The organism is Pseudaminobacter soli (ex Zhang et al. 2022) (genome assembly GCF_014595955.1).
Classification (GTDB): Bacteria; Pseudomonadota; Alphaproteobacteria; order Rhizobiales; family Rhizobiaceae; genus Kumtagia; species Kumtagia pseudosoli.
Genome location: NZ_JABVCF010000001.1, coordinates 125,633 through 139,045, shown reverse-complemented (window position 1 = coordinate 139,045; position 13,413 = coordinate 125,633). Strand labels below are relative to the sequence as shown.

The following is a 13,413-nucleotide window of genomic DNA, read 5'->3' as shown; positions in this document are numbered from 1 at the left end:
CACGTTGAGACCCATGCAATCAGGCGGACGCCTGGATCGGCGCCCGCCTTCGTGGCTGCTCAGGACTCGCCGCCGTAGACGTCGTACGTGAAGTACTTGTCGTTGATCTGCTTGTACTTCCCGTTCTTCCGGATCGCATCGATCGCTGCGTTGAACTTGTCGGCGAGTTCGGTCTCGCCCTTCCTGATCGCAATGCCTGCGCCCGGACCATGGATCTCCGGCACGGGTTTCACGGCGCCGACGATCTTGCAGCACTGACCATCCGGCGTCTTCAGCCATTCCTCGATGACCGAGATGTCGTCATTGGCCGCATCGAGACGTCCGTTCGCCAAATCGAGCAGGAACTCCTGGCTCGAAGGATATCCCTTGATCTCGCTGTCGGTGTAGGTCTTCTCGGAGTAGTTGTAGTGCGTAGTCGAGGTGGCGACGCCGAGCGTCTTGCCCGCCAGGTCCTCCTTGGTCACGCCCTTGATGTCCGTGTCCTTGGGCGCCACGATCGCAGGCGGGGTGTTGTAGTACTTGTTGGTGAAGTCGACCTTCTTCTTGCGCTCGTCGGTGATCGACATCGAGGCGATGATCGCGTCGAATTTGCCAGCCTGCAGCGCCGGGATCATGCCGTCCCAGTCCTGCGTGACGAATTCGCACTTGACCTTCATCTCCTCGCAAAGCGCGTTGGCGATGTCGATGTCGAAGCCCTCGAGCTTTCCGTCAGCCGTCAGGTTGTTGAAGGGCGGGTAGGCTCCTTCGGTGCCGATCCTAACTACCTGTTCCTGTGCGCCGGCCGCGCCGATGCTCGCGGCAAAGGCGATGGCCGATATCGCAAGGGCGATCCGCTTGGTGATACGCATGTGTTCCTCTCTGTTCTGGACCGGCTCCTTCCCCCGATGGGAAGCCGGTGCGGCGCTGCGGCGCGCGCTAGCAAAATAATCCCATTGTTTCTGCCAAAAGCAATCGGAAAACCGCCCGTCAGGCGCGGCAATGCACCTTTGGAGACATCATTTCGGCTCGAGCCCGACCGTCGCCTCGATAAAATCGGCAATGGCCGGGATATCGTCGAGGTCGAACCGGGGGAGGCCAGCATTCTCGATCGGGTGATCGGCCGCTATGGCAACGATGTTGGGATCGGAGGCGGCGAGGGGCTCACGACTTTTCGCCTCGATCCTCCGTGCCTCGATCTTCCTGTGGCCCTCGCGCTTGTAGCCTTCCACCAGAACGAGGTCGCAGGGCGAAAGCTTCTTCAGAACCGCGTCCAGCGTGGGTTCGGCTTCGTCCCGAAGTTCGTGCATCAACGCCCAGCGGCGTCCGGAAACGATCGCGACTTCCGTCGCGCCGGCCGCGCGATGGCGGAAACTGTCGGTCCCCGGAACATCAATGTCGAACTCATGGTGCGCGTGCTTGACGGTGGACACCTTCCAGCCGCGGCGAGTGAGTTCGGAGACCAGACCTTCGGTGAGCGTCGTCTTCCCCGAATTCTTCCATCCGGTGATGCCGAATATCCTCTGTGTCACGCTTCCAGGGCCCCTACGAAACGCCGCGCCGAGGCGAGATCCTCGGGCGCATGGGTGTTGAAGAACGGATCGACTTGCGGGCTGCCGCTCCCGAGGAGCGGAAACTTCACTGAGCGGCCGCGGCAGAGGATCAAACCGGCTATATTTCCTTGAGCGCTCATCTCTTCGAGGTTTTAGCCCTTGCGCGCGTCCCGCGGCCGGCGCAGTTCACAGCCCGTCTGGCACCATCGCCGGCGAGGTGCCGGCCGCCGCAGTGCGCTTGCCGACTACGCGCTCGCGATACAGCATATAAAGCCCCGAAGCCACGATGATCGAGGCTCCCGTGATCATCGCCAGGTCAGGGACGTCGCCGAAGACCAGAAATCCCAGCAGGATCGCCCACAGAAGGGAGGTGTAGCGGAATGGCGCTATGAATGAGATCTGACCGGTGCGCATGGCGTGGATGATGAATTGATATCCGACCAGCAGCAGGCAGGCTGCCGCAGCGAGCGCGCCGGTGCTGCCTGCCGTCATCGGGGTCCAGCCTCCCATCGGCGCGACCAGGACGGCGCCTGCGACCGTGACCATCAGGGACGTCATCATCGACACGAGCAAGGTCGGGACCTTCTGAGGGAGCGACCGCGTGGCCAGATCGCGGATCATCGCGCATACAACGCTGCCAAGCGCCGCGACCGAATAGACACTGAAGCCGTCGAGGCCGGGTTTGACGACCACCATAACGCCGATGAAGCCGACGACGATTGCCAACCAGCGGCGCCAGCCCACGGGCTCTGACAAGACCAGCGCCGCACCCATGGTTACGGCGAGCGGCAGGGCCTGCAACACGGCTGACACGTTGGCTATCGGAAGGTGTGCCAGCGCGACGAGAAAGAAGATCGTCGCGCCCAACTCTCCGGAAGCCCGCAGCAGGACCATGGGATGGAAAATATGCGGCAGTGCATGCAAAGTTGCCTGCCGCCAGGCCAGCACGCCGATCAGGAGGGTGCCGAACGCGCCGCGCACCAGCATGACCTGGGCCATGTTCATCTCCGCGGAAATGTACTTCACGATCGCGTCGTTGACCGTGAAGCCCGCCATGGAGATGCACATGAAGAGAGCGCCGGCGAGATTTGGGGAGAGCGCCAAGATAAGCCCGTAGTTCATGAAGATACGGGGCCGCCTTAGCCACTCAAGGACATGACTGCAATGGCAATGCGATGGGCCAATCGCCGAGTGTCGTATCCGTTTGATGCGATGGTTGCGTAAATGCTCTCTCCACTTCGGGGAGAGAAGCTATTGGGGTGTCAGCACTTCCGTGCCGTTGCCATCCTTTCCGGCGATGGTCCACAGCCCGTGCAGCGAGCCATCGGGCATGACTTTGTACACAACCAGGCCGAAGTCGTCTTGCAGTACGTAGGCAGCCGCGAAAGCGTTGTCGTTGCGCGAGCAAATGCCGTCCGAAGTGGTTTCTCCGGTCTTCCATTCGATGGAACAGGTGGTGTCGCTGAGCAACGTGATCTCGGCCTCGCCGGAGTAGGTCGAGCCATCCAGGTTGGTGCCTGCCACGGAGTAGCTGCCGCCGATCGACTGCGCTGCAGCAGGCGCAATGAAAAGTCCGCCGGCCAGAGCCGACGCCAAAAGTGTTTTGAACATTGATTATCCCCCAATGCGTGCCGAATCGGCACGCCGCGACCGTAGCGGAAGCCGGCCTGCCGATAAATCGAACGTGCGTGAAATGGAGGGCCGGCTTTTCTCCTTCTCCTGTCCGCGCGAATTCAGGGGCAGGGGAGGGTTTATCCGCGGGTCGTGCGGGAGCGCGTCAGCCGCCGGTGACGCTCATGTGGCGAGCGACCGAGGGCCGCTTGGTGCGCCGGTCGATGACGAAGTCATGGCCCTTCGGCTTGCGCCCGATCGCCTCATCAATGGCTGCCGAAAGACGCTCATTGCCTTCCGAGGCGCGCAGCGGTGTCCTGAGATCGGCTGCGTCCTCCTGGCCGAGGCACATGTAGAGCGTGCCGGTGCAGGTGATCCTGACCCGATTGCAGCTCTCGCAGAAATTGTGGGTCATTGGCGTGATGAAGCCGAGCTTGCCGCCGGTCTCCTTCACCTCGACATAGCGGGCCGGTCCCCCGGTCTTGAAGGGGATATCTGTCAAAGTGAACTGGCGCTCCAGGTCGGCGCGCAGCAGCGACAGCGGCAGATACTGGTCCGTGCGGTCGGCATCGATCTCGCCCATGGGCATGGTCTCGATTACGGTCAGGTCCATGCCGCGTCCATGGGCAACGCGCAGCAGTTCGGGTATTTCCTTATCGTTGAAATCCTTCAGCGCGACCGCATTGAGCTTGACGTGCAGCCCGGCTGCCTGGGCCGCATCGATGCCGGCCATGACGCGGTCGAGATTACCCCAGCGAGTGATCGCCCGGAATTTTTCGGCATCGAGCGTATCTAGGGAGACATTGATGCGCTTGACGCCGCAATCGGCGAGTTCCGCCGCGTAGCGCGCCAGTTGCGAGCCGTTCGTGGTCAGCGTCAGTTCGTCCAGCGCACCGGAGGCGAGGTGGCGCGAGATCTGCCGCACCAGGTGCATGATGTTCTTGCGTACCAGAGGTTCGCCACCGGTCAAACGCAGTTTTCGAACGCCCTTCTCGATGAAGACCGTTGTTAGCCGGTCGAGTTCCTCGAGCGACAGCAGGTCCTTCTTGGGCAGGAAGGTCATGTCTTCCGCCATGCAATAGGTGCAGCGGAAATCGCAGCGGTCCGTCACCGAGACGCGCAGATAGGTGATGGCGCGCCCGAACGGGTCAATCATTTCCGGAGTGCGGAGGGCGATTTCATCCAAGATGCGTTCCGATCGCTGGTGCCGCGGATCTGAGGACATGTCGTAAAGGTGACCGGTCCGTTCAAGATGTAGCACCGAGGCAGAGCCTGGTGCAACGGCGCGGCGCTTCCTCTCTCGTCCAAATCAGCGTAACGCAGGGCCAATCTGGAGGATTTGCCATGACCGCGCCGACCGAACTCCGGGTCTCCAAGGACCGCAAGCTGCTGACCGTGACATTTCCTGGCCACGAAAGGTTCGAATTGACGGCGGAATTGCTGCGGGTGCTGTCGCCTTCGGCCGAGGTGCAGGGGCACTCGCCTGAGCAGCGGGTCACCGTACCGGGCAAGCGCAACGTAGCGATCCTGAAGGTCGAGCCGATCGGCAACTATGCCGTTCGCATCAGCTTCGATGACCTCCACGACACCGGCATCTTCACGTGGCAATATCTGCACACGCTCGGGCACGAGAAGGAGGAGAGGTGGGCCGACTACCTGGCCGAGTTGGAAGAAAGGGGGCTTTCGCGGGGCTAGAGAGCACTGTCGAGGCGCAAACCCGGTCTTGCAGTCCGGGCGCGACGATCGGAAAGCCATGCCGGTTTCGCCTATCCGGATCTGAGATGCGGCGACAGAGTCGCTTGCGATGGCGGTCACGGTAGAGCAGTAAGGTCGGTCAGTGCAGACAGGAAGGGAAGCGAATTGACCTACTGTGTCGGCCTCAAGATCGATCGCGGCCTGGTGTTCATGTCGGACACGCGCACCAATGCCGGAATGGATTCCATCTCGAGCTTCCGCAAGATGCACGTGTGGGAGCGCCCGGGCGAGCGCGTCATTGTGCTGATGGCGGCGGGCAATCTGGCCACGACCCAGAACGTCGTCAGCTTGCTGAACGGCCGCGACAAGGTGATGGAGGAACACAAGCCTGCGGTCTTGGAAACGCCCTCCATGTACCAAACCGCGCGGCTCGTCGGGGACACGCTCAAGAAGGTCATTCATATGTCCGCCCCGGGCGGAGAGCGTGCGGATTCCTTCTTCAACGCCTCCTTCATCCTGGGCGGCCAGATCCGCGGCTCGGTACCGCGGCTGTTCATGATCTATCCGGAAGGCAATTTCATTGAGTCCACCGAGGACACGCCATTCTTTCAGATTGGCGAGACGAAGTACGGCAAGCCGATCATCGTCAGGACCTACGACCGCGCGATGAGCTTTTCGGAGGCCGTCAAGCTGCTGATGGTGTCATTCGACTCTACGCTGAAGTCCAATCTTTCGGTTGGGCTGCCGCTCGATCTTCTCTTTTATGAGCGGGACAGCTTCAAGGTCCGGCTAGAGAAGCGGATCGAATATGAGGACCCCTATTACAGGGCAATATCAGATAGTTGGTCGGATGCCCTGAGGAACGCCTTCAAGAGTCTGCCGGATTTTCCTGAGGAATAGGGCATGAAGCAGGGCGCCTGCTCCACGCCCTCAGAAAGCGTCGTCAGTCCGGCACGCTGGTCTGCAGGGCAAGCGCGTGCAACACGCCGCCCATGTTGCCCTTGAGGGCGTTGTAGACCATTTGGTGCTGCTGCACCCGGCTTTTGCCGCGAAAACTCTCCGCCACGACTTCGGCGGCGTAATGGTCGCCGTCGCCGGCGAGATCGCGGATCGTCACCTTGGCATCCGGAATGCCTTCCTTGATCATGCGCTCGATATCGCGCGCGTCCATAGCCATGTACCGCCTCTTACTCGCCCATGAAGTTCGGAAACCAAGCCTCGTGGGCCTGCTTCAATTCTGAAACCGGTATCGCACGAGCCCCCGCCAGTTTCAATTCGAAGCCGCCCGTGCGACCAACGGTGGCAGCCGCGACGCCGTGCTGCGCGGCTTTTTCGAGGATAGCCCGGACTGCTCCGTGGGCAGCGGTGACGAGATAGCGACCCTGGTCCTCGCCGAACCAGACAGCAATCGGATCGGCGGAGGAGGGGAGTTCGCATTCGGCACCGATGCCGGACGCCATCGCCATCTCCGCGAGGGCCACGGCGAGCCCACCATCGGAAAGGTCGTGGACGGCGGTCGCCTGGCCTTTCGTGATCAGTGCCCGGACAAAGTCGCCGACCGCTTTCTCGTGCGCCAGATCGACCGGCGGAGGAGGACCGTCGCTGCGGCCGTGGATGTCGCGCAGATAGATCGACTGCCCGAGGTGCGATCCCCAGCCAGCCGGGGCGCCGATCAGCAGGATGACCTCCCCCGCGGCGGCGAAGCGGATGCGGGCCATCTTCGACCAGTCGCGGATGAGCCCCACGCCGCCGATCGTCGGCGTCGGCAGGATACCTCGGCCGTTGGTCTCGTTGTAGAGCGAGACATTGCCGGAGACGATCGGGAAGGCGAGCGCGCGGCAGGCCTCGCCGATCCCCTGGATCGCCTTGACCAACTGGCCCATGATCTCGGGTCGTTCGGGGTTGCCGAAGTTGAGATTGTCGGTTGCGGCCAGCGGTTCGGCTCCGACCGCCGTCAGGTTGCGCCAGCATTCAGCCACGGCCTGCTTGCCGCCTTCGAAAGGATTTGCCTCACAATAGCGCGGTGTCACGTCGGAAGTGAAGGCGAGCGCCTTGGTTGGGTGGCCATCGACGCGGACGACGCCAGCGTCGCCGCCGGGGATCTGCAGGCTATTGGCCCCGATCAGCGTATCGTACTGCTCCCACACCCAGCGCCGGCTGGAGAGATCCGGCCCGCCGAGCATTTTGAGCAGCGCGTCGGCAATGTCGGCTTGCGGGATATCGCCAGACGCGAGCGGCGCCGGCTTCGATGGCTCTATCCAGGGGCGGTCGTATTCCGGCGCCTCGTCACCAAGCTCCTTGATCGGCAGGTTGGCGACTTCCTCGCCCTCGTGCAGCACGCGGAATCGCAGGTCATCGGTGGTGCGGCCGACGATGGCGAAGTCGAGCCCCCATTTGCGGAAGATCGCTTCGGCTTCTTCCTCCTTCTCGGGCCTGAGCACCATGAGCATGCGCTCCTGGCTCTCCGACAGCATCATCTCGTAGGCGCTCATGCGCTCCTCGCGCACCGGCACCGTGTCGAGATCGAGTTCGATGCCGAGATCGCCCTTGGCGCCCATCTCGACCGCCGAGCAGGTGAGGCCGGCCGCGCCCATGTCTTGGATCGCGATCACAGCGCCGGTTTTCATTAGTTCGAGGCAGGCCTCGAGCAGGCACTTTTCGGTGAAGGGATCCCCGACCTGGACGGTGGGCCGCTTCTCCTCAATTTCATCGTCGAACTCGGCCGAGGCCATCGTCGCACCGCCGACGCCATCGCGACCAGTCTTGGCGCCGAGATAGACCACGGGCAGGCCGACGCCCGAGGCCTTCGAGTAGAAGATGCCATCGCTTTCGGCCAGTCCGGCCGCGAATGCGTTGACGAGGCAGTTGCCGTTGTAGCGCGCGTCGAAATTGACCTCGCCGCCGACGGTCGGCACGCCGAACGCGTTGCCGTAGCCGCCTATCCCGGAAACGACGCCGGCCACGAGATGCCTGGTCTTCGGGTGATCGGGCTCGCCGAAGCGCAGCGCGTTCATCGCCGCAATCGGCCGTGCGCCCATGGTGAAGACGTCGCGCAGAATGCCGCCCACGCCCGTCGCCGCACCCTGGTAGGGTTCGATGTAGGAGGGGTGGTTGTGGCTCTCCATTTTGAAGACGACGCACTGGCCGTCGCCGATGTCGACCACACCGGCGTTTTCGCCCGGCCCCTGGATCACCTGCGAGCCAGTCGTCGGCAGCGTGCGCAGCCATTTCTTCGAAGACTTGTACGAGCAGTGCTCGTTCCACATCGCCGAGAAGATGCCGAGTTCCGTATAGGTCGGCTCGCGGCCGATCAGATCAAGGATGCGCTGATACTCGTCGGGCTTGAGGCCATGGGCCGCAATGAGGTCCGGCGTGATCGGAACGGAATTGCTGATTGTCATCGGGATCGGTGGCGCTGTGATGGAGGGATCGGCGGTGTCTTATCGCAAGCCCCTCTCATTTGGCACCCCGAGGGGAACAATAAAAGGGGATGGGCGGGCGACAGCCCCGACCGTTAGCGGCCCGCGGGTTCCCTTCGGGAGTTCCAAATGGCCAGAATACGCCAAACTCAGATTTCGAGCAGCGCGTAAGGCCGGCCGGTCGGTTTCTCGATGTGTGCGGCGACGTTGTAGACCGGTGCGCCGCCCGGCGTGCGCCCCTCATAAGCGCCGCGATGCGCATGACCATGCACGACGGCACTCACCCGAAAACGGTCTATCGTCTCGGCGAGCCGGGACGAGCCCAGGAAGGGGAAGATCTCCGGCGGCTCTCCGGCGACAGTGTCGACGATCGGCGCGTAGTGCAGCACCACAAGGGTGCGTTCCGTGCGCACGCGACGCATCGCGTTCTCCAGGCGGATGGCCTCGTTCACAGTTTCTCCTACTAGCGCCTTGATCGTGGGCTCGCCGAACGAGCCGAGCATGCGCCGCCCGAAGCCGCCAATAAAACCTTTCACGCCGACGAACCCGACGCCGTCGATCTCTGTCGACTGGCCCTCGAGCAGGGTCATGCCGGCCTGGCGGAGGATGTTTCCGACTTCCTCCGCGCAGTCGCTTTCGTAGTCATGGTTGCCGAGGACGCCTACGACCGGGATGGCGCAGGCGCGCAGGTCCTCGGCCAGGAGTTCGGCTTCGCGAACCTTGCCGAGATCCGTCAGATCCCCAGTGATGACCAATACGTCAGCTGCCTTGGAAATCTCGGTAAAGAGATCGTGCAGCGTCGCCTCGCGATTCTCCTTCACATGGATATCGCCGATCGCGGCGATCTTGAGTGTCTTCTGGTCAGCCATCATTAAGCCCGCGCACCTCAGTCGTTCCGCCATTCGCCTTCGCCGCCGACGTCGGCAAACCCCCATTCCTTGACGTCGGGTTCGTAGTCGATCCGCGAATACATACGTCCGCGGCAAACCTTCATGTTCGAGGGCGGGAGCTTCCGCTGTTGAGCCAGCCGTTCGAGCAACTCGTCCATCAACCATTCGGGGATGCGCGAGCGCTCGCTGGGATAGATCCAGCGGAAGTTGAGCAGGTGGACGAGGAGCACTTCCCAGTGGACCTCCATGCAGTCCAGCAATCTCTGCCAATCGATCTGGTCGTAGGCTTTCAAGAGGACGTGGGCGATGTCCGGGCCATCATAGCGGTGCCTGACCTGGATGAAGGCTTTCGACCAGATGAGTTCAGTCGGCCCGATGATGCGGACCCTTTGGCCGAGAAGCTCGATCTCGCGGGCATGCTCGAACCAGGCATCTCCGACCGGCATGGTACCGTTGGAGGAGGCGAAGATGACGTCAAAGAACGCCTTGCCCTTGAAAACCTTGCCCAGCCACCGGTCGTCCTCGATCTCAACGGAGTAGCCCAGTTCCTGGAAGTGGGCGAGGATGCGGGGATAGTCCCCGGCCTTGCAGAAGATGTCGAGGTCCTTGGTTTCGCGAGTGAGGCCGGTATAGGCGCTCACGGCATAGGTGCCGGCCAGGAGAAACGGGATCCCGCTCGCTACGAGTTCCTTGATCGCTTCCGTGTAGAACGCCTCGGCGTCGGGGTTGCCGAGCGTCGGGACGGCTTTTGCCTCGATCAACACCTCGTTCGGCTGCTCGGAAAGAACGCTCAAGAGATGCCGTCTCCCATCGTTGGCGGGTACTCTTGAACAGGTCGGGCTTGGTTCCGGTTCCATTGGTGGCGTTCTTCCTCGACCCCCGCCCGCAGCCGCACGCCCGCTTCACCGCAACAATCGTCTGGGGTCCGAGTTAGGCCGGCAAGGAGGAGCGTGCGATGGACAAGATCGAGTGGATCAAGAAGCGTGCTCAGGAACTCTGGGAGAGCAAAGGACGGCCGCCCGAACGCGAGCAGGAATGCTGGGATCAGGCAGTCCAGGAGTTCGAGGCCGGAACATCCGAGGACGAGCGCGGACCTGTAATGCCGGATCCGGAAGTCGACGTAACGGCGAGCGGCCACCGCTCCAAAGAGGTGTGACACCTGCCTTATAAGGCTAGTCAGCGAGCCAGCAGTCAGTTTCGGCGCGACCAAACCCGCCGAACGAGATCGTTGAAACGGGAAACCGTCTTCGACAATGTCGCCCAGCCGGGCCTCGTCTTCACAAGGATCCCCGAGGCCAGCAGGAGCGCGGCGAGGGCTCCCCACGCCCAGTATCCGAGGTCCTGCCTGATGAACTGCCCGAATTGGACGAGCAGGAAAAGCAGGACCGCAATGTAAGCCGCTGCGGTCACCAGGCTGGCCAGAACGAAGCGTCGCACCGGGACGCGGAACCAGCCGCAGGCGATGAAGGTTGCCCATAGTAGGCCTGGCACGACATGGCAGACGAACACGGCCGGAAACAGGTGCTCCGAAAGCCAGTCACGCGCATTCTGTACCCGCTCGGTGATGAGGAGGCCTCTGAGACGGGGGATCCGGCTAGCGGCCCGGCCCAGACCGTAAACTGCAAGGTCGCTGGCTACAAACCCGCTGAGTAGGCCGGCGAATGCGACCGGCCAGGGAAGCCCTGCCTCGCTGATGTAGGCCGCCCCCGCTAGAACGGCCAGATCCTCTTGCAAGAAGCTGCCTAGAAACAGGGCCGATGCTGCACCCAGCCAGGAGGAATTCGACAGAAGCTGCATCGCTTCATTCCTAGTCCGCGGGAGTAGGAGAACCGCCATCCCTCCGAACGGAGGTGCCTCCACATTGTTCGCAGCGGTCCGAGCGATGCACCAGCCGCCGCCCTAACAAACCACGCCGCATTCATCGCCTTGGTTGGTCCGGCAGAGCACCTCTTCCGCCAGGTGCCGACCAGGGGCGTTGTGCGAAGTGCTTGGCCCCGATATTCTGGCCTTGTCGGGGTGAAGCAGCAAGACATGCTCTTGACCAGATCTCGCCTGCCCACTTCGCTCAGTCGCCGGGCCTTCCTGTCGGGCGTGATTGCCCTCCCGATGTTGCGCACGGGCGCTGGTTCCGCTGCTCCCGACCCTGATCCGACTGACCTGGATGTAACCTTCATCTTCGCCAGCGACATGCACGCCTGCCGCGTCGGCATTGAGCTCAGCCCGCATTGCGGCGAACAGGGAAAGACCGACGAGAACCTGAGGCGTCATGTGCAGGCGCTCAACCGGCTGCCGCACATGCGCTGGCCCGAAATGGTCGGCGGCGCGCAGAGCGGGCTGGTTTCGGCGGGCTCGCGGATTGGAAGGCCGCTTGGGCTGGTGATCGGCGGCGACATCACCGACGATGGCGGAGGACAAGTCGCTCGTCCGGAAGAAGGTAGGCAACTGCTGCAGTTCAGCGAGCACTATCGGCAGGGGCACGGGCCTGATCGCGTCCATTTCCCCGTCTTTGTCGGACTCGGCAACCATGATCTGGACCAGGACGGTCCGCGCTCGGATATCGACTGGTACCGGCGCGAGATGCGGGACTATGTCGAATTGCAGCATCGGCCCAGCGTGGTATTCAAGCCGCGCGTGCCAGCCGGCAACTATGATTTTGCCTCCGACGACTACTCCTGGGACTGGGGGCGCCTCCACCTCGTCCAGGCCCATCGTTTCGCTGGGGACCGGAACAAGGGCGCGGCGAGCGGGCTGCCTTGGCTGAAGGCGGATCTCGCGCAGAACGCCTCAGATGGTCGGCCGGTCATCCTGTTCCAGCACTACGGGTGGGATTCTTTTTCGGTGGAGCGCTGGGACCCGCAGGCGGGACGGTTCACCGCTTCGGGCAGCGGGGTGCCGCATTGGTGGAGCGAGGCCGAACGCGAGGCGCTGCTCGAGGTGCTCGCCGGCTACAACGTCATCGGCATCTTCCATGGCCATGAGCACGATACGCCGATGATCTACAAGGTACGCAGGTTCGACGTGTTCAAGCCGGTGGCAAGTTTCAAGGGCGGCCTCGCGCTGGTGCGGATCACCTCGCGGCGCATGGACGTTGCGCTTGGGCAGGCGCGGTTGCTGCACGGCGGGATCGAGTTCACTCACGCGTTTTCCAAGCCGCTCGCGCCAGGCTTGGCGAAGCCGCGACCATCACTATTCGAGCAGCCGGCCAGTCTTCCACCTGGCTCGTCGGGAAGCGACTCTCTGGAGGAGCGGGATCGTCATTGATAGTTGGAGGTCCGCTGGGGGCGGGAAGATCAATTCCTTTAAGAAATTCAATGGATAAAGCTGTGCGGTTCGCAGGATTGCGTGAATGACGCAGGCCGCAGACTGAGGGCAGTCTGCGGCCTGCGTCCTGAGCTTTTACATCGCAGGGGCAACCGCGCTCGCCTCGTGGCGTCCGCCCTTGTTCTGATAGTTGATCTTCACCTTCTCTCCGACCTTCAACTGCGAGAGGTTGGTCTTGCTGGGGAAGGTGTAGGTCTGGCCGTTGTCCAGCATGATATGATGGTTCTTAGCGTCGATCGACTTGATCGAGCCGGTGGCCTCCGCTGCGAATGCCGCTCCGGCGCCGAAAAGCGCCGTTGCCGCGATCGTCGAAATGATAATGCGTTTCATGATCAGTTCTCCTTTGCTGGATGGCCGGGGAGGCGACATGCCAGCCCGGAAAGAGTCCCAGTTTGCAGGTGCGCTCACCTTGACCGTGATCAAAACGTACGGCGCCCTGGCCTCAGGGACTTCGGTGCGACGGGTGCCAGTTTCGGCGCCGACCGCACTATTGTGTTCGCCGCTCCCTCAGGCCCGTGTGACCTTGGTGGCCCAGCGATGGCCACCAGACCAGTGATAGGTCACATGGGCGCGCTCGCCGCGCTGCATCGTAGTCGTGCGGAAAGTGTGCGGCGTCATGCGATAGACGTGATTGTCCACGACGATCCTGCGCTGGTGAGGATAGACGTGATCGATTCTGCCCGTAATCGTCGCCGCATCGGCGGCGCTGGCTCCAAACCCGACCATCAGGGCGAGAATGGCGGGCGTCACAAAGCTTCTCATCGTCTTTGCTCCTTCAAGGGTAACGTGGGTGGGGCGCCGCAGAGACAGCGCCGCGGCGAGCCGTGCCTGCCGGCATAGTTGCGGCAAGGACACTCGCGAGCGCACGCTTGATGATCATGGATGTCTCCCTTTCTCTCCGATGAGTGTCGACGCCCCTATCGCGCGCATCATCGCTGTCAGCACATT

General features: G+C 62.5%; 16 protein-coding genes. 4 read left to right on the top strand and 12 right to left on the bottom strand.

Features of this window, described 5'->3' with window-relative positions; genetic code table 11:
• Nucleotides 1-59: 59 nt before the first annotated feature.
• From HUI96_RS00680 to moaA, 5 genes are all read right to left on the bottom strand, one after another.
• A complete protein-coding gene (locus HUI96_RS00680; RefSeq protein ID WP_188252705.1) occupies nucleotides 60-848 on the bottom strand; it encodes an ABC transporter substrate-binding protein in 789 nt (262 codons plus the stop codon).
• A 147-nt stretch (nucleotides 849-995) separates the two neighbouring features.
• Nucleotides 996-1,508 carry a molybdopterin-guanine dinucleotide biosynthesis protein B gene (mobB, locus tag HUI96_RS00675; RefSeq protein ID WP_188252704.1) on the bottom strand — a complete coding sequence of 171 codons (513 nt, stop codon included), beginning with the start codon at nucleotides 1,506-1,508 and terminating at the stop codon, nucleotides 996-998.
• 207 nt (nucleotides 1,509-1,715) lie between these two features.
• Nucleotides 1,716-2,633, bottom strand: coding sequence for a DMT family transporter (locus HUI96_RS00670; protein WP_188253162.1), 918 nt, complete (start codon nucleotides 2,631-2,633; stop codon nucleotides 1,716-1,718).
• Nucleotides 2,634-2,780: 147 nt separating this feature from the next.
• Nucleotides 2,781-3,140 (bottom strand): hypothetical protein, encoded by a 360-nt coding sequence (locus tag HUI96_RS00665; RefSeq protein WP_188252703.1) that lies wholly within the window; start codon nucleotides 3,138-3,140, stop codon nucleotides 2,781-2,783.
• Nucleotides 3,141-3,306: 166 nt separating this feature from the next.
• On the bottom strand, nucleotides 3,307-4,296 hold the full coding sequence (moaA, locus tag HUI96_RS00660) for a GTP 3',8-cyclase MoaA (RefSeq protein WP_237683920.1): 990 nt from the start codon (nucleotides 4,294-4,296) through the stop codon (nucleotides 3,307-3,309).
• Nucleotides 4,297-4,484: 188 nt separating this feature from the next.
• Between moaA and HUI96_RS00655 the strand changes: the two genes are divergently transcribed.
• Together HUI96_RS00655 and HUI96_RS00650 are read left to right on the top strand one after the other, a co-directional pair.
• Nucleotides 4,485-4,835 carry a gamma-butyrobetaine hydroxylase-like domain-containing protein gene (locus tag HUI96_RS00655; protein WP_188252701.1) on the top strand — a complete coding sequence of 117 codons (351 nt, stop codon included), beginning with the start codon at nucleotides 4,485-4,487 and terminating at the stop codon, nucleotides 4,833-4,835.
• A 165-nt stretch (nucleotides 4,836-5,000) separates the two neighbouring features.
• Nucleotides 5,001-5,735, top strand: a complete 735-nt coding sequence (locus tag HUI96_RS00650; RefSeq protein ID WP_188252700.1) for a proteasome-type protease — start codon at nucleotides 5,001-5,003, stop codon at nucleotides 5,733-5,735.
• Between the two features lie 43 nt (nucleotides 5,736-5,778).
• On the opposite strand, the gene HUI96_RS00645 is transcribed toward HUI96_RS00650, so the two are convergent.
• From HUI96_RS00645 to HUI96_RS00630, 4 genes are all read right to left on the bottom strand, one after another.
• On the bottom strand, nucleotides 5,779-6,012 hold the full coding sequence (locus HUI96_RS00645) for a BolA/IbaG family iron-sulfur metabolism protein (protein WP_188252699.1): 234 nt from the start codon (nucleotides 6,010-6,012) through the stop codon (nucleotides 5,779-5,781).
• Nucleotides 6,013-6,022: 10 nt separating this feature from the next.
• Entirely contained in the window at nucleotides 6,023-8,236 is a 2,214-nt protein-coding gene (gene purL / locus HUI96_RS00640; RefSeq protein ID WP_188252698.1) for a phosphoribosylformylglycinamidine synthase subunit PurL, read from the bottom strand.
• A gap of 167 nt (nucleotides 8,237-8,403) precedes the next feature.
• Nucleotides 8,404-9,123, bottom strand: coding sequence for a metallophosphoesterase family protein (locus HUI96_RS00635; RefSeq protein ID WP_188253161.1), 720 nt, complete (start codon nucleotides 9,121-9,123; stop codon nucleotides 8,404-8,406).
• A gap of 17 nt (nucleotides 9,124-9,140) precedes the next feature.
• Nucleotides 9,141-9,938 (bottom strand): nucleotidyltransferase family protein, encoded by a 798-nt coding sequence (locus HUI96_RS00630; protein WP_237683897.1) that lies wholly within the window; start codon nucleotides 9,936-9,938, stop codon nucleotides 9,141-9,143.
• Between the two features lie 161 nt (nucleotides 9,939-10,099).
• Here HUI96_RS00630 and HUI96_RS00625 point away from each other — a divergent pair, with 161 nt between their 5' ends.
• Entirely contained in the window at nucleotides 10,100-10,300 is a 201-nt protein-coding gene (locus HUI96_RS00625) for a DUF2934 domain-containing protein (RefSeq protein ID WP_188252696.1), read from the top strand.
• 35 nt (nucleotides 10,301-10,335) lie between these two features.
• Here the strand turns inward: HUI96_RS00625 and HUI96_RS00620 are convergent, their stop codons facing one another.
• Nucleotides 10,336-10,941: a DedA family protein gene (locus HUI96_RS00620; protein ID WP_188252695.1), complete on the bottom strand. Its 606-nt coding sequence runs from the start codon at nucleotides 10,939-10,941 to the stop codon at nucleotides 10,336-10,338.
• Nucleotides 10,942-11,175: 234 nt separating this feature from the next.
• Between HUI96_RS00620 and HUI96_RS00615 the strand changes: the two genes are divergently transcribed.
• Nucleotides 11,176-12,405 carry a metallophosphoesterase gene (locus HUI96_RS00615; protein ID WP_188252694.1) on the top strand — a complete coding sequence of 410 codons (1,230 nt, stop codon included), beginning with the start codon at nucleotides 11,176-11,178 and terminating at the stop codon, nucleotides 12,403-12,405.
• A 135-nt stretch (nucleotides 12,406-12,540) separates the two neighbouring features.
• On the opposite strand, the gene HUI96_RS00610 is transcribed toward HUI96_RS00615, so the two are convergent.
• Entirely contained in the window at nucleotides 12,541-12,795 is a 255-nt protein-coding gene (locus HUI96_RS00610; protein WP_188252693.1) for a DUF1344 domain-containing protein, read from the bottom strand.
• Nucleotides 12,796-12,972: 177 nt separating this feature from the next.
• A complete protein-coding gene (locus HUI96_RS00605) occupies nucleotides 12,973-13,227 on the bottom strand; it encodes a hypothetical protein (RefSeq protein ID WP_188252692.1) in 255 nt (84 codons plus the stop codon).
• Nucleotides 13,228-13,413 lie beyond the last annotated feature (186 nt).